Genomic DNA, 15,682 nt, shown 5'->3' on the forward strand with positions numbered 1-15,682 from the left:
TCAGTCGCGCAGGCGGTTCAGCGCGGCGCCGGCGACTTCGCCGATCTGCGCCAGGTAGGCGGTGCCCATGCCTTCATGGAAGCGGCGCGGGTCCGGCGATCCCAGCACCAGCAGGCCGAACGCGGCGCCCTGCATGTCAGCACCGGCATCGGCCGCGCGCATGGGCACGCGCAGCGCCACCATCGCCAGCGAGACGATATCGTCGCGCTCCAGCAGCGCCGCCGCCTCGAAGCCGCCGTTGGCGCCGCAGTACGGCGCGCGCAGGCCGTCGGCAAACAGGCGCAGGTCCTCGCTGGCGCCCTGCGCGACTTCCATATGGGCGTACTGTTCGGCCACGTTCCACAGCCTGAGCGCCACGGCCGGCACGTCGAACACCTGCTGCAGGCCGTCCTGCACGGCGTACGGCAGCGCGTGCGAATCGGCCTCGGCCAGCAGCCGCAGCTGCCAGTCGTGCAGGCGCTGCTGGGTGCGGTCGTTCTCGTGGCCATGGCGCACCAGGTCGGCCAGGCGCAGCTCCAGGCCCTTGTTCTTCTCGCGCAGGATTTCCATCTGGCGTTCCTGCAGCGACACGGCGCGGTGGCTGTGCGGGCTGGTCAGCTGCACCGCGGCCAGCAGCTCGGCGTGCTCTTCGAAGAATTCGGGATGGCTCTGCAGGTAGGCGGCAACGTCTTGGGCGTTCATGAGGCTTGGACCGGTAGAGGAAAATTGGGTGGCAGTTTAGCAAAGGGGCGTCGGTTCCCTTTTTCCGTGCCGCCCGCGCTACGTCTGGATCAACCGTTTCTGCCGCGAAATGCTCAGCAAGATGCCGATGCCCGCCCCCAGCGTCACCAGCGCCGTCCCGCCATAGCTCATCAGCGGCAGCGGCACGCCCACCACCGGCAGGATCCCGCTGACCATGCCCATGTTGACGAAGGCATAGGTAAAGAAAATCAGCGTGATCGACCCCGCCAACAGCCGCGAGAACAGCGTCGGCGCGTTGGCGGCGATGAACAGCCCGCGGAATATCAGCAGCAAGTAAAGCACCAGCAGCAGCGCATTGCCGATCAGGCCGAACTCCTCGGAGTAGACCGCGAAGATGAAGTCGGTGTGCTTCTCGGGGATGAATTCGAGGTGGGTCTGCGTGCCCTTCAGGAAGCCCTTGCCCTCCACCCCGCCCGAGCCGATCGCGATGATCGACTGGATGGTGTGGAAGCCCTTGCCGAGCGGGTCGCTGGTCGGGTCGAGCAGCGTGCACACGCGGTGCTGCTGGTAGTCGTGCAGCACCGGCCAGTTCACGCCCGGCGCGCATATGTCGTTCTGGAACGTGATCAGCAATGTAATTGCCACCACCAGCAGCCCCATCAGCGGCAGGATCAGCTTCCACGACAGTCCGGCGAAGTAGATCACGTACAGGCCCGCCGCCATCACCAGCAGCGCGGTGCCCAGGTCGGGCTGCTTGGCGATCAGGCCGACCGGGATCAGCAGCAGCCCCAGCGCGACAATGAAGTCGAACCACCTGATCACGCCCTCGCGCTTCTGGAAGTACCACGCCAGCATCAGCGGCATCGAGATCTTCATGATCTCCGACGGCTGGATCACCATGCCGACATAGAGCCAGCGGCGCGCGCCCTTGCGGATCAGGCCAAACATCGCCACCGCGATCAGCAGCGCCACGCCGATCGTGTAGATCGGCACCGCCACCCGCATCAGCGTCTGCGTGGGCAGGTAGGCAATCACGAACATCACCACGTAAGACAGCAGGATGTTGCGCAGCTGGTCTTCGACGCGGCCCGGCATGTCGATGGCGGCCGAGTACAGCGCGACGATGCCGGTGGCGAACAGCAGAAAGACGATCAGTGAAAGCGGTTTGTCAAAACCGGTCAGCGCGGTCTTGATCAGGGACATGACGCGGCGGCGATCCATGCGCGTCTCCTTCAGCGGGTGGCGTCGGCACCGCTGGCCGCCTTGGCGGACACGGGCTTGACGCGAGGTTTGGGCGCGGGCGCCCTGGCGGGCTGCACGGCGGGGGCGGAGGCCGGCTGCGGCGCGGGCTTGCTGTGGCCAAGGGCCTGCAGCATGCGCTGGTCCAGCGTCTCGACGGCCGAGGCTGGTGCGATTGCCTCCGCGTTCAGCGCGGCGGCGATGGCTTCCGGCGTCACCGGCTGCGCGCCGGAGGCCGCGGCCACGGCGCTGGCGGCGGCGCCGGAGGACATCACCGTGGCACTGGCGATGCTGGCGGTCTGGCCGGTGGTGAACACGCTCGGCGTATCCACGGGCGGGCGGCCGGCCACGCGCTCGCTGGCCGGCGGCGCCATTGCCTCCAGTTCGGCCGGCCACTTGCCGGTCAGGTAATAGTCCATCAGCTTGCGCGCGATCGGCGCGGCCACCGCGGCGCCGAAGCCGGCGTTCTCGACGATCAGCGCGATCGCGATCTTCGGCTGGCCCGCCGGCGCGAACGCGGTATACAGCGAGTGGTCGCGCTTGTGCTCGGCCAGCGCGTGGTGGTTGTACTTCTCGCCCTTGGACAGGCTGTAGGTCTGCGCCGTGCCGGTCTTGCCGGCCGACTCATACGAGGCGCCGGCGAATACGCGCGCCGCCGTGCCTGAGTGCGTCACCGCAACCATGGCGCGCTTGATCACGTCGATGTCGGCCTGCTTGAACGGGATCGTGTAGCTTTCCTTGGGCACCGTCAGCGTGCGCTTGCGCGTGACCGCGTCTTCGACCGCCTTGACCAGGTGAGGCTTCATCACCTTGCCGTTGTTGACGATCACCGAGGTGGCCTGCGCCAGCTGCAGGATGGTGAAGCTGTTGTAGCCCTGGCCGATGCCCAGCGAGATGGTCTCGCCGTCATACCATTTCTGCTGCTCGGGCTTGCGGTAGGCCTTGCGCTTCCAGTCGGTCGACGGCAGGATGCCGCGGCTTTCGCCCTCGATATCGATGCCGGTGATCTGGCCGAAGCCCAGCGGCTTCATGAAGTCATGGATGCCGTTGACGCCCATGTCGCGCGCCAGCGCGTAGTAGTAGGTGTCGCACGAATGCACGATCGAGCTGTGCATGTCGACCCAGCCGTGGCCGCCCGGCTTGTCGTCGCGGAAGGTGTGGTTGCCCAGCGTGAAGAAGCCCGGATCCGACATGCCCCAGTTTGCGGTGCGCTTGCCGGTGCTCAGCGCCGCCAGCGCCATGAACGGCTTGTAGGTCGAGCCTGGCGGATAGGTGCCACGCAGCGGGCGGTTCAGCAGCGGCTTGTCGGGCGAGCCGTTGAGTTCGTTCCAGGTATTGGTGTCGATGCCCTCGACGAACAGGTTGGGATCGAAGGTCGGCTTGGAAACGAACGCCAGGATGTCGCCGGTGGTCGGCTCGATCGCCACCAGCGCGCCGCGGCGGTCGCCGTAGAGCGCCTCGGCCAGCTGCTGCAGGCGGATATCGAGCGACAGGATCAGGTTGTTGCCCGGCGTGGCGGGCGAGGTCGAAAGCGTGCGGATCGGGCGCCCGCCGGCGCTGACTTCCACTTCCTCGAAGCCGGTCAGGCCATGCAGCTCGGTCTCGTAGCTCTGCTCCAGGCCGATCTTGCCGATGTAGTTGGTGCCCTTGTAGTTGTCGGCGTCCCTGCGCGGATCGTATTTGGCGCTGTCGGCATCGTTGGCCTCGTCCATGGCCTCGATCCGCTCCTGGTCGCGCTGCGAGATGCGCCCCAGGTAGCCGATCACGTGCGAGGCTGACTCGCCCAGCGGGTACTGGCGGAACAGCCGCGCGCGCACGTCCACGCCCGGAAAGCGGAAACGCTGCGCGGAGAAGCGCGCCACTTCCGCATCGGTCAGCTGGCTGCGGATCGGCAGGCTTTCAAAGCTGCGCGACTCTTCCATCAGCCGCTTGAAGCGGCGCCGGTCGCGCGGCTGGATCTCCACCAGCCCCGACAGGCCCTCGATGGTGTTGTCCAGCGTATCGGTCAGCTTGGACGGCGTGATCTCCAGCGTGTACGCCGAATAATTGCGCGCCAGCACGATGCCGTTGCGGTCCATGATGATGCCGCGGTTGGGCTCGATTGGCGCCACCGAGATGCGGTTATCCTCCGCCTTGGCCGAGTACTGGTCATGCTTGTACCACTGCAGCCACAGGAAGCGCGAGAACAGCAGGCCAAAGCAGATCACCGTGAACAGGGCCGCGGCCGCCACGCGGATGCGGAAGCGGCCGATTTCCAGTTCGACGTTGCGGATTTCGGTCATGGTACTGCGCGGGGCCTGTTAGGGATGAGTGGCGTCAAATCCGGGCGTCAGATCGGACGCGTCTCGTCGACATCGCTCGAACGGCGCTGCGGCGCCAGCAGCAGGCTGGTCGCCAGCGGCCACAGCAGCGCCTCGATCGCCGGCGCGAGCAGCAGCGGCCAGCCCGGCAGCGGCGCGCCCATCGCCAGGCGGATCAGCACCGGCACCGCGTGCGCGATGAACAGCAGCGGCAGCACGTGCAGCGCCTGGGTATAGACCGTGAACCACAGCACGCGGCGGTGGATGGTGATGGCAAAGTAGGCCAGCAGCGTATAGGCCAGCGCATGCTCGCCCAGCAGGCGCGCATCGTGCACGTCCATCAGCAGGCCCAGCGCAAAGGCCACGCCCATGCCCACCTTGCGCGGCTGGTGGATGTTCCAGAACACCAGCACCAGCGCCACCATGTCGGGGATCCACAGCGTGTCGCCCCACGGCATCAGGTTGAACAGGAATGCCAGCACGAAGCTGAGCGCGATAAACGCGGGATTGACGGGCCGCAGCAGGTATTGGGGATTGGTCACCGTTGACCCTCCTTGGCATCCCTGGCCGCCGCGGCGCTGGCCGCGGCCGCGCGTGCCGCGGCGGACTTGGCGCCCTTGACCGGCGCCTCGGGCTTGGCCTCGACCGACTCGCGCGGCGGGATGGCGGAGTCATAGCGCACCACCAGCAGCTGACGGTGGGCGCGCACGCCGGCCACCGGCTCGCAGTAGATGCGCGAGAACGCGGTGTCGGCCTTGCGCTCGATTTGGACGATCTTCGCCACCGGCAGCCCCGGCGGATAGATGCCGTCCAGCCCCGATGTCACCAGCAGGTCGCCCTGCTGCAGATCGGCGGCGGCGGCCATGAAGCGCAGGTCCAGCTGGCCCGCGCGCGCGCCGCCGAAGGCCACGCTGCGCAGGCCGTTGCGCACCACCTGCACGGGAATCGCCTGGTCCTTGTCGGTCAGCAGCGTCACTTCGGACTGGAACGGCGACACCCGCGTGACCTGGCCCACCACGCCGCGCTCGTCGATCACCGGGTAGCCGGCGCGCATGCCTTGCTGGCTGCCCTTGTCGATCACGATGCGCTGGCTGTAGGGGTCGCGTGCGTCATAGAGAATCTCGGCCGCCGTCACCGGCGTGGCCGATTGCCGGGCCAGCCCCAGCAGCTTGCGCAGCTGGTTGTTCTCGGCCTCCAGCTGTGCCTGGCGCACCGAGGCCTCGGCCTGCTGCACCGCGATCTGGCGCAGCTCGCGGTTCTCGGAGGCGAGTATCGCCGACGACTGCGCGTAGTCGAACGCGGTGCGCAGCGCGTCGCGCGGCACCAGCACCAGGCGCTCGACCGGCATCAGCACGGTGGCGGCCACCTGCCGGCCCACGCTGAGCGCATTGAAACGGGCGTCGACCACCAGCAGCGCCAGCGCGATGCCCACGTAGAGCACCAGCCTGGCGACAGCGGAGGAGCCTTGCTTGAAGAGCGGCGGAGGAGAGTAATCCATTTACCCGAACGCAGGCCGGTGCACGCATGCGAATGCCGCAAACACCGCGCCGCCCGCGGTGCCGCGCCCGGCGGGGGCACGGCGCCGCAGGGCGGCGGGCGTTGCCGGGGCGATCCCCCGGCCGATGCGGCGCCGCGACACCGCCCTGATCCAACGATCCGGCAGCCCGCGCATCGCCACGTGCAGTTCCTGGTGCTTACTCGTAGGAGAAGATGCTGCCCAGCTTGTCCATGCGCTCCAGCGCCATGCCGGAGCCGCGCACCACGCAGGTCAGCGGGTCTTCGGCGACCAGCACCGGCAGGCCGGTTTCCTCGGCCAGCAGGCGATCCAGGTCGCGCAGCAGCGCGCCGCCGCCGGTCAGCATCATGCCGCGCTCGGCGATGTCGGCGCCCAGTTCCGGCGGGGTCTGTTCCAGCGCGATCTTCACCGCCGACACGATCTGGTTCAGCGGATCGGTCAGGGCTTCCAGGATTTCATTGGACGAAACGGTAAAGGCGCGCGGGATGCCCTCGGACAGGTTGCGGCCCTTGACTTCCATCTCGCGGACTTCGGAGCCCGGGAAGGCCGAGCCGATTTCCTTCTTGATCGCTTCGGCGGTCTGCTCGCCGATCAGCATGCCGTAGTTGCGGCGGATGTAGTTGACGATGGCCTCGTCGAACTTGTCGCCGCCGACGCGCACCGAACCCTTGTAGACCATGCCGCCCAGCGAGATGATGCCCACCTCGGTGGTGCCGCCGCCGATGTCCACCACCATCGAGCCCGACGGCTCCGACACCGGCAGGCCGGCGCCGATCGCGGCCGACATCGGCTCCTCGATCAGGTACACCTGGCTGGCACCGGCGCCCAGGGCCGATTCACGGATGGCGCGACGCTCGACCTGGGTCGAGCCGCACGGCACGCAGATGATGATCCGCGGGCTCGGGCGCAGCAGTTTGCTGTCGTGCACCATCTTGATGAATTGCTTGAGCATCTGCTCGGTGACGGTGAAGTCGGCGATCACGCCGTCCTTCATCGGACGGATCGCTTCGATGTTGCCCGGCACCTTGCCCAGCATCTGCTTGGCTTCCTTGCCCACCGCCGTGATCGTCTTCTTGGCGTTGGGACCGCCTTCCTGGCGGATCGCGACGACCGAGGGCTCGTCCAGCACGATGCCCTTGTCGCGCATGTAGATCAGCGTGTTGGCGGTGCCGAGGTCGATCGCCAGGTCGTTGGAGAAGTAGCTGCGGAGAAATCCGAACATCAGGAATCCTGTCTGTGATGGTGTTCGCGGGTAGGCGAAGCGGCCGGCGCCGCGGGCGGCCCGGCCACGAAGTACTTGGGTGTTGAATACGGAACGGTTCTCGGCTTCCCGGCCCGCCCACGCTCCGGCGCGGGGTGCCCGGCCGGGGTGCTGGATTGGAGTCGGGGTCGGCGCCGCCGCCGGCATGCCGCGCGGGCCAGCCCTACGGGAACCTTTGATTAGGCCTCGCGAAAAAGTTCGCGACAATGCGCACGAAAATGTGCAGGCACCGGCGCGTCAGGACCCGTTGAATTCGGGCTGTCGTGGCCGGTGGCAAAGGCCTAATCAGAGGACCCAGGTTCGCCCTTCGGGCACCTTCGGCCGCCAGGCACGGCGGGCCAGCCGGGGAGCGGCCTGCGGCAAAGTGACGAAGGCGTTGCCAAAGGTCGGGAGCACGCAATGATACCTTATAATTCCTGCTGCTTCGGGCGTTTACGGCCTGAAAAACCCTGTAATTCCGACGACTCCGTTGCGCCGTTGCAGCGCTCCGGAGACGCCTTGTCCGACCGCGCGACGTCACCGCCGCACGGCCGGCCGCCGGCCGCTGCCGGCACCTTCCGCATCCGAGCATCCGAACCACCACGCCATGGCCCTCGACCTATCCGACGTCAAGCGCATCGCCCACCTGGCCCGCATCGAAACCAGCGATGCCGAGGCCGAACAGACGCTTGCGCAGCTGAACAACTTTTTCTCGCTGGTCGAGCAGATGCAGGCGGTCGACACCACCGGCATCGAACCGCTGGCGCACCCGCTGTCGGCCGTACGCGACATGGTGCAGCGCCTGCGCGACGACGCGGTCACCGAGAACGACCGCCGCGACGATTACCAGCGTCCCGCCCCGGCCACCGAGAACGGGCTGTACCTGGTGCCCAAGGTCATCGAGTGACCTGCGCCGGCCGCGCGCCTTGCCGAACCTGGCGAATCTCGCAGAACCTTGCCGCCCCGGCCGCCCCAGCCAGTACGCCACCCCGAATGCCAACCCGACTGTCATGCCCTTTTCCGCTGATTCCGTGACCTCCCTGCGCCAGCTCGCCGACGCCCTGGCCGCGCGCACCGTCTCCGCCGAGGAACTCGCGCGCGAGTACCTGTCCCGCATCGAGCAGGCCGCCGCGCTCAACGCCTTTATCCACGTCGACCCCGAGCGCACCCTGGCGCAGGCGCGCGCCGCCGACGAGCGCCGCGCGCGCGGCGAAGCCGCGCCGCTGACCGGCGTGCCGGTCGCGCACAAGGACGTGTTCGTCACCCGCGGCTGGCGCGCCACCGCCGGCTCGAAGATGCTGGACAGCTACGAAAGCCCGTTTGACGCCACCGTGGTCGAGCGCATGGCCGCCGCCGGCATGGTCACGCTGGGCAAGACCAACATGGACGAATTCGCGATGGGCTCGTCCAACGAGAACTCGCATTTCGGGCCGGTGCGCAATCCCTGGGACACCAGCCGCGTGCCCGGCGGTTCGTCGGGCGGCTCGGCCGCGGCCGTCGCCGCGGGCCTGGCGCCCGCCGCCACCGGCACCGACACCGGCGGCTCGATCCGCCAGCCGGCGTCGTTCTCGGGCATCACCGGCATCAAGCCGACCTACGGCCGCGTGTCGCGCTACGGCATGATCGCGTTCGCCTCGTCGCTGGACCAGGGCGGCCCGATGGCGCACTCGGCCGAGGACTGCGCGCTGCTGCTCAACGCCATGGCCGGCTTCGACCCGAAGGACTCGACCAGCATCCCGCCGGAGCAAGGCGGCGTGGAGGAGGACTACACCCGCCTGCTGGGCCAGCCGCGCGCCGGCGCCAGCGCCGAGCGCCCGCTGGCGGGCCTGCGCATCGGCCTGCCGAAGGAGTACTTCGGCAAGGGCCTGTCGGCAGACGTCGAGCAGGCCGTGCGCGCCGCGCTGGCCGAGTATGAAAAGCTGGGCGCCACGCTGGTCGAGGTGACGCTGCCCAAGACCGAGCTGTCGATCCCGGTGTACTACGTGATCGCGCCGGCGGAGGCTTCGTCGAACCTGTCGCGCTTCGACGGCGTGCGCTACGGCCACCGCGCCGCCGAGTACCGCGACCTGCTCGACATGTACAAGAAGACCCGTGCCGAAGGCTTCGGCGCCGAGGTCAAGCGCCGCATCATGGTCGGCACGTACGTGCTGTCGCATGGCTACTACGACGCCTACTACCTGCAGGCGCAGAAGATCCGCCGCATCATCGCCGACGACTTCCAGCGCGCCTTCGCCCAGTGTGACGTGATCATGGGTCCGGTGGCGCCGACGGTGGCCTGGAAGCTGGGCGAGAAGTCCTCGGACCCGGTGCAGATGTACCTGGCCGATATCTTCACGCTGTCGACCAGCCTGGCCGGCCTGCCCGGCATGAGCGTGCCGTGCGGCTTCGGCGATGGCAACATGCCGGTCGGCCTGCAACTGATCGGCAACTACTTCGACGAAGCGCGCCTGCTGCAGACCGCGCATGCGTTCCAGCAGGCGACCGACTGGCACCTGCGCCGCCCCGCCAAGGCCTGACCATGACCCCGACCTTCCTCCGGCTGCTCGCCGCCCTGGTATTCGCCACGCTGGTGGCGGGCTGCATCCAGCTGCCGATCATCGGCAAGCCCACGCCCATCGCCAGCCGCGACATCGACCTGGCCGGCGACTGCCGCCGCACCGAGGAAGACGGCTTCCGCGAGGATGCCCAGTTGCGCGTTTCCGACAACACCGTGCAGCAGCTCTCGTGGAAACTGTGGGTGGGCCGGCGCGGCTCGTGCACCTTCAACCTGGCCGACTTCCGCCAGGTCCAGAAGAGGCCGCATATCGAGCTGCGCGCCAACGACGGCAGCGGCTGCAAGCTGATGGTCTGGCAGGACCCGCGCCGCGTCACGCTGGCGCATGCCAACTGCCAGCAGCGCTGCACGGCCGGCATCTACGAACAGGCCTGGCCCGTGATGTTCGAGCCCGGCAGCGGCGGCTGCGCCGCCACGCGCTGATACCCGCTGATATCGCCACCGCCATGCCGCGCACACCCGCCTTCCGGCCCCGACCCGACACCGCAAGCGCCGTCCGCGCCGCGCGCCGCACTGCGGCAGCGGTGCTGGCGTTCGGCCTGGTTGCATGGTCGGGCGGCGCCGCGGCGCATACACCCGACCTGCCGGCGCCGGCGCTGGTGCAGCCGCCGCTGCTGTCGCCGGCCGGCGCGCTGGCGCCCGGCACGGTGACGCGCCAGGGAGCCGCGCCGGCAACGGCGGCCCCCAGCTCAGCTCCTGTGCCCGCGCAACGCGTGCTGCTGCGCGGCGACGCGGCCACGCCGGCGCTGACCGCCTACTGGTTCGTGCCGCGCGAAGGCGCCTCGCCACGTGCGCTGCCGGTGGTGGTAGCGCTGCATGGCTGCGGCGGCCTGCTGTCCCCGCACGAGCCCATGACCACCGTGGCCGCAGATTACGGCGCCGACGCGTCGGCGCTGCTGCAGCAACGCTACCGCGAATACGCCCAGTGGCTGACCGCGCGCGGCTACGCGGTGCTGATGCCGGACAGCTTCAGCGCCCGTGGCAAGCCTCACGGCACCTGCACCGAGCCGATCGACAACCGCGGCATCGACGACCGCACGCGCCGCGCCGATGCGCTGGCAGCATTGCGCTGGCTGGGCACCCAGCCGGGCGTCGACCCCGCGCGCATCGTGCTGCTGGGCTGGTCCAACGGCGCGCAGGCGGTGCTGGCCACCGTCGACGCCAGCCGTCCGTGGCCGACGGGCACGCCGCAAGTGGAGCGCGCCGTCGCGTTCTACCCCGGCTGCAAGCGCGCGGTGCGCCAGCACGATTACCGGCTGCGCGCGCCCGTGCTGCTGATGATCGGCGGCGCCGACGACTGGACGCCCGCCACGCGCTGCGCCATGCTGCAGTCCGCCGTGCTGGCGCGCCAGCCCAACGCGCGCTTCCGGCTGGAGATCTACCCCGGCGCCCATCACGGCTTTGACGGCACCAGCGAGCTGCACGTCCGCCGCGACGTGCCCGCGAGCAGCAACAGCGCCGGCGGCGTACGCAAGGCGCGCGCGGTTACCGTCGGCGGCGACGCGGTCGCGCGCGCCGCGGCGCTTGCGCAACTCGATTCCTGGCTTGCCAGCCCCGAGCCCTGAGGGCCACAGCCGGACAGACGCCAGACAGACCGAACCCGGGGCGGCCCGCCGCCCCGCCGCAACAGACAGAACGAAAGAACCGAACAGGAATACCGCCATGCAATGGGAAGTGGTGATCGGCCTCGAAACGCACGCGCAGCTTTCGACGGCCTCCAAGATTTTCTCCGGCACCTCGACCGCCTTCGGGGCCGAGGCCAACACGCAAGCCTCGCCGGTGGACCTGGCGCTGCCCGGCGTGCTGCCGGTGCTCAACAAGGGCGCGGTCGAGCGCGCGATCCAGTTCGGCCTGGCAATCGGCGCCACCATCGCGCCGCGCAGCGTCTTCGCGCGCAAGAATTACTTCTACCCTGACCTGCCCAAGGGCTACCAGATCAGCCAGTACGAGATCCCGGTGGTCCAGGGCGGCACCATCACCATCCAGGTCGAAGGCAAGAAGGGCGAATTCTACGAAAAGACCGTCAACCTGACGCGCGCGCACCTGGAAGAAGACGCGGGCAAGTCGCTGCACGAGGACTTTGCCGGCATGACCGGGATCGACCTCAACCGCGCCGGCACGCCGCTGCTCGAGATCGTCACCGAGCCCGACATGCGCAGCGCCGCCGAAGCGGTGGCCTACGCCAAGGCGCTGCATTCGCTGGTAGTGTGGCTGGGCATCTGCGACGGCAACATGCAGGAAGGCAGCTTCCGCTGCGACGCCAACGTATCGGTGCGCCCGTACGGGCAGAAGGAATTCGGCACCCGCCGCGAGATCAAGAACCTGAACTCGTTCCGCTTCCTGCAGCAGGCCATCGAATACGAAGTGCAGTGGCAGATCGCCGAGATCGAGGACGGCCGCAAGATCCAGCAGGCCACCGTGCTGTTCGATCCGGACACCGGCGAAACCCGCGCGATGCGCACCAAGGAAGACGCGCACGACTACCGCTACTTCCCGGATCCGGACCTGATGCCGCTGGAGATCGAACCGGCCTGGATCGAGCGCGTGCGCGATGCCCTGCCCGAGCTGCCGGCCGCGATGCAGGCGCGCTTCGTGTCGCAATACGGCCTGTCAGCGTATGACGCGACCACGCTGACCTCGACCAAGGCATTTGCCGCCTACTACGAGGCCGTGGTTGCCGATGCCGGCACCGCCAACGCCAAGCCCGCCGCCAACTGGCTGATGGGCGACGTGGCGTCGCAGCTGAACCGCGAAGGCATCGCCATCGACGACGCACCGGTCAAGCCGGCGCAGCTGGCCAGGCTGCTGGCGCGCATCGCGGACGGCACGGTATCGAACAACACCGCCAAGAAGGACGTGTTCCCGGCCATGTGGGCGGGCGAGCACGACGGCGATGCCGACGCCATCATCGCCGCCAAGGGCCTGAAGCAGATGTCGGACAGCGGCGAGCTGGAAAAGATCATCGACGACGTGCTGGCGGCCAATGCCAAGTCGGTGGAGGAATTCCGCTCGGGCAAGGAAAAGGCGTTCAACGCGCTGGTCGGCCAGGCGATGAAGGCGACCAAGGGCAAGGCGAATCCGGCGCAGGTGAACGAGCTGCTGAGGAAGAAACTGGGCTGAGAGGCCGCACCTAACCCGATTGTTTGCTCCCTCTCCCGCTTGCGGGAGAGGGAGCCGGCCTTCAGTCAATGAAGGTTTGCGTACTCCGACGCGCCCTTCACATCCCCGCCCTCCCCCTCACCGTCTCCTCCAGCAGCGACCGCAACTTCGCCAGCGCCCCCGGATCTCCGTGTGCCGCCGAGCGCGCGTACCAGATCTTCGCCTGCTCGATATCCCGGTCCACCACGCCAGGCTCGCCGTGCTCATAGAAGCTGCCGACGATGTACTGCGCGCCACCATCCCCCGCACTCGCCGCGCGCCGGTACCACGCAAACGCCTGCGCATAGTCGCGCGGCAAGCCACGCCCGGTGAAGTAATTCGTCGCCAGCTCCATCTGCGCCTGCACGTGCCCGCCTTGCGCCGCGCGCTCATACCAGCGGTTCGCCTCTTCCAGCGATTTCGGCACCAGCTCGCCGCGCTCGTAAAGATCGCCCCAGGTGTATTGCGCATGCGTCATGCCATTGTCGGCCGCCTTGCGCAGCCACACTAATGCCTCTTGTGGCCGCGCGGCAGTGCCCTCGCCACGCAGCAGCATCATCGCGTAGTTGAATTGCGCAAGGCGGTTGCCCTGGCGCGCGGCGCTGGAGAAGCCCTGCAAGGCCTCGTCGAAGCGGCCCAACTCATAGGCGGCAACAGCGTCGCGGGTCTGCGCCTGCGCGGGAGCGGGCGGCTGGGGTGCGGCGGCAGCCGGCGGCAGGCACAGCCATGCGCAGAGGATGCCGGCCAGCACGGCGGCATGCGGGGAACGGGCTTTCGACATGGCGGACTCCGGGCGCGGCGCCTACTTTGCTCCAGTGTAGGAGTCAGCGAAGGCGCCCGGTAGGCCACCAGCTTATCGATACGAATAATCAACCACCATAAAAACATGGATTAATCATTCTTCGCATCGATAAATCATCTGCAAGGATCATATCCATCCCGCGCGGTGCAGCCGGCGCCACAGCAGTCCGCACGCCACCGCCGTCACGCCGATCACCGCCGGATAGGCATAGTGGAATTTCAGCTCCGGCATGAAATTGAAGTTCATCCCGTACAGGCTGAACACGACCGTGGGGATCGCCAGGATTGCACCCCAGCCGGCAAGCCGCTTGACCACCTCGTTCTGGCCCACCGTCACCAGCGCCAGGTTGACCTGCACCGCGGTGGTCAGCATTTCGCGGACCACGTCGAGCGTGCGCACCAGCCGGCTGGCGTGGTCCTCGATGTCGCGAAAGTAAGCGCGCAATTCGCGTGGCACCAGTTGCTCATGCAGCCGGATCAGCTGGCCGCACATGTCCTCTACGGGGCTGACCGCATTGCGCAGGCGCAGCACCTGGCGCTTGACCCGGTACAGGTGCTCGATCGCCCCGCGATCGAACTCGTCGTGGAAGATGCCCTGCTCAAGGTCCTCCAGCGTGTCTTCCAGCCGCGTGACGATCGGCATGTAATGGTCGACCACGAAGTCCATCAGCGCATACAGCACGTAGCCGGGTCCGTTGGACAGGCCCTGCGGATCGCTTTCGCAGCGCTCGCGCACCGGGGTGTAGGCGCTGCTCGCGCCGTGGCGCACCGAGACCACGTAGTTGGGACCGACGAACAGGTGCGTCTCGCCGACCACCACTTCGTCTTCGACCAGCTGCGCCGTGTTGAGCACGACGAAGACCGAATCGCCATAGGCCTCGAGCTTGGGCCGCTGGTGCGCATCGAGCGCGTCTTCCACCGCGAGGTCGTGCAGGCCGAAGGCGAGCTGCACCTGGCGCAGCAGTATCAGGTCGGGCTCATGCAGCCCGAGCCAGACAAAAGTGCCGGGCACGCCAAGCACCGAGGGAATCTCTTCCATGCCGACCGTGCCGAGCCGCTTGCCCTGCCGGTAGGCCACGCAATTGACGATGGCGCCCATGGAACCTCCGCTATCAGATGGCGCAATCGTAACAAGGCTTTGCAAATTGCTACGGCGGCGCGTGCCGGTGCTGCGTGTCACCCATCACTCGGGATTTGATTCGCGAGCCGCCTGAGGCACAACGCGGGCGCGGATGGAACGCACAGGGCACCCATCTCTCTCCGATCTCACGTATCGCGCCAATTGTTACAGTTAGCGAGTAAGAGAACGTTAGAATGTGGCATTTCCACGGTCACCCGGCTATGTCCCAGAAGAAATCGCCACGCTTCGAGCTGCGCAGTGGCAACGTCGACGCCCTCCTTCTCGCCCTCCAGACCGCCGACATGGCTGCGCTGCGGGATGACCTCCTCTCCCGGTTCGAAGCCACTCCCGATTTCTTCTCCAATGACGTGATCGCACTGGACCTGCGCGCGCTCGAGGACGATAGCGAAGTCGCGCTCGGCACGGTGATCGAGACTCTTGCCACGCTCAAGGCACGCGCCATCGGCGTGGTGGCCCGCGCGGGCCAGCGCGAATGGGCCGAGCGCTTCGGCCTGCCGCTGCTCGACAGCCAGAGCCGCCGCGGCAGCGGGGCCGGCGCCGACCGTGCCGCCGAGGCCAAGGCCGCTGCCGAGGCGGAACAGGCTGCCGCACAAGCCGCCGCACAGGCCGCGGCCGAGCAGGCCGCGCGCGAGGAAGCCGCCCGCGCCGCCGCCCAGGCCACCACCGATGCCGCGGTCGCCGCCGCAGTGCGCCAGCACCAGACCCTGCTGATCGACAAGCCGCTGCGCTCGGGCCAGCAGGTCTACGCGCACGGCGACGTGGTGATCCTCGACGTGGTCAGCTATGGCGCCGAGGTCATCGCCGAAGGCAACATCCATATCTATGCCCCGCTGCGCGGCCGCGCGCTGGCGGGAGTCAAGGGCAACACCGCCGCGCGCATCTTCAGCACGTGCATGGAGCCCGAGCTCATTTCCATCGCCGGCATCTACCGCACCGCGGAGCAGACGCTCCCGGCCGATGTGCTCGGCAAGACGGCCCAGGTACGCCTGGCCGAAGAAAAACTGATCCTCGAGGCGCTGCGGCTCAAGTAACCGCACCGGCATCGGGGACCCCAATCAAGCAGCGCAAGCTT

General features: G+C 68.0%; 14 protein-coding genes. 6 read left to right on the plus strand and 8 right to left on the minus strand.

Going from position 1 to position 15,682, the window contains the following annotated elements; genetic code table 11:
* The 6 genes from K309_RS0118370 to K309_RS0118400 form a co-directional block, all read right to left on the minus strand.
* Positions 1-681 carry a DUF484 family protein gene (locus K309_RS0118370; protein ID WP_029047788.1) on the minus strand — a complete coding sequence of 227 codons (681 nt, stop codon included), beginning with the start codon at positions 679-681 and terminating at the stop codon, positions 1-3.
* Between the two features lie 78 nt (positions 682-759).
* Positions 760-1,902, minus strand: a complete 1,143-nt coding sequence (gene rodA / locus K309_RS0118375) for a rod shape-determining protein RodA (RefSeq protein WP_029047789.1) — start codon at positions 1,900-1,902, stop codon at positions 760-762.
* 11 nt (positions 1,903-1,913) lie between these two features.
* On the minus strand, positions 1,914-4,202 hold the full coding sequence (mrdA, locus tag K309_RS0118380; RefSeq protein ID WP_029047790.1) for a penicillin-binding protein 2: 2,289 nt from the start codon (positions 4,200-4,202) through the stop codon (positions 1,914-1,916).
* Between the two features lie 47 nt (positions 4,203-4,249).
* On the minus strand, positions 4,250-4,762 hold the full coding sequence (gene mreD, locus K309_RS0118385; protein WP_029047791.1) for a rod shape-determining protein MreD: 513 nt from the start codon (positions 4,760-4,762) through the stop codon (positions 4,250-4,252).
* Positions 4,759-5,718: a rod shape-determining protein MreC gene (gene mreC, locus K309_RS0118390; RefSeq protein ID WP_029047792.1), complete on the minus strand. Its 960-nt coding sequence runs from the start codon at positions 5,716-5,718 to the stop codon at positions 4,759-4,761. The genes mreD and mreC overlap by 4 nt, the downstream gene beginning before the upstream one ends.
* A 196-nt stretch (positions 5,719-5,914) precedes the next feature.
* The gene (locus K309_RS0118400) at positions 5,915-6,958 is read right to left on the minus strand and encodes a rod shape-determining protein (protein WP_008648066.1); all 1,044 of its coding nucleotides are present in this window, start codon (positions 6,956-6,958) and stop codon (positions 5,915-5,917) included.
* A gap of 625 nt (positions 6,959-7,583) precedes the next feature.
* On the opposite strand from K309_RS0118400, the gene gatC reads away from it, so the two are divergent.
* The 5 genes from gatC (at position 7,584) to gatB (ending at position 12,650) form a co-directional block, all read left to right on the plus strand.
* Positions 7,584-7,883, plus strand: a complete 300-nt coding sequence (gene gatC, locus K309_RS0118405) for an Asp-tRNA(Asn)/Glu-tRNA(Gln) amidotransferase subunit GatC (protein WP_029047793.1) — start codon at positions 7,584-7,586, stop codon at positions 7,881-7,883.
* Between the two features lie 103 nt (positions 7,884-7,986).
* Positions 7,987-9,492 carry an Asp-tRNA(Asn)/Glu-tRNA(Gln) amidotransferase subunit GatA gene (gene gatA, locus K309_RS0118410; RefSeq protein WP_029047794.1) on the plus strand — a complete coding sequence of 502 codons (1,506 nt, stop codon included), beginning with the start codon at positions 7,987-7,989 and terminating at the stop codon, positions 9,490-9,492.
* 2 nt (positions 9,493-9,494) lie between these two features.
* Complete coding sequence (locus tag K309_RS0118415; protein ID WP_029047795.1) at positions 9,495-9,953, plus strand: hypothetical protein; 459 nt, start codon at positions 9,495-9,497, stop codon at positions 9,951-9,953.
* Positions 9,954-9,976: 23 nt separating this feature from the next.
* Positions 9,977-11,095, plus strand: a complete 1,119-nt coding sequence (locus tag K309_RS0118420) for a dienelactone hydrolase family protein (protein WP_029047796.1) — start codon at positions 9,977-9,979, stop codon at positions 11,093-11,095.
* A 97-nt stretch (positions 11,096-11,192) separates the two neighbouring features.
* Positions 11,193-12,650, plus strand: coding sequence for an Asp-tRNA(Asn)/Glu-tRNA(Gln) amidotransferase subunit GatB (gene gatB / locus K309_RS0118425; protein WP_029047797.1), 1,458 nt, complete (start codon positions 11,193-11,195; stop codon positions 12,648-12,650).
* Between the two features lie 97 nt (positions 12,651-12,747).
* Here gatB and K309_RS0118430 read toward each other — a convergent pair whose 3' ends face one another.
* Positions 12,748-13,449 carry a tetratricopeptide repeat protein gene (locus tag K309_RS0118430; protein WP_029047798.1) on the minus strand — a complete coding sequence of 234 codons (702 nt, stop codon included), beginning with the start codon at positions 13,447-13,449 and terminating at the stop codon, positions 12,748-12,750.
* A 147-nt stretch (positions 13,450-13,596) separates the two neighbouring features.
* The gene (locus K309_RS0118435) at positions 13,597-14,568 is read right to left on the minus strand and encodes a magnesium and cobalt transport protein CorA (RefSeq protein ID WP_029047799.1); all 972 of its coding nucleotides are present in this window, start codon (positions 14,566-14,568) and stop codon (positions 13,597-13,599) included.
* Positions 14,569-14,810: 242 nt separating this feature from the next.
* Here K309_RS0118435 and minC point away from each other — a divergent pair, with 242 nt between their 5' ends.
* The gene (gene minC / locus K309_RS0118440) at positions 14,811-15,641 is read left to right on the plus strand and encodes a septum site-determining protein MinC (RefSeq protein ID WP_029047800.1); all 831 of its coding nucleotides are present in this window, start codon (positions 14,811-14,813) and stop codon (positions 15,639-15,641) included.
* The last annotated feature ends 41 nt before the right edge of the window (positions 15,642-15,682 follow it).

Origin of the sequence: Cupriavidus phytohabitans (genome assembly GCF_000426345.1) — a bacterium.
Taxonomy (GTDB): domain Bacteria; phylum Pseudomonadota; class Gammaproteobacteria; order Burkholderiales; family Burkholderiaceae; genus Cupriavidus.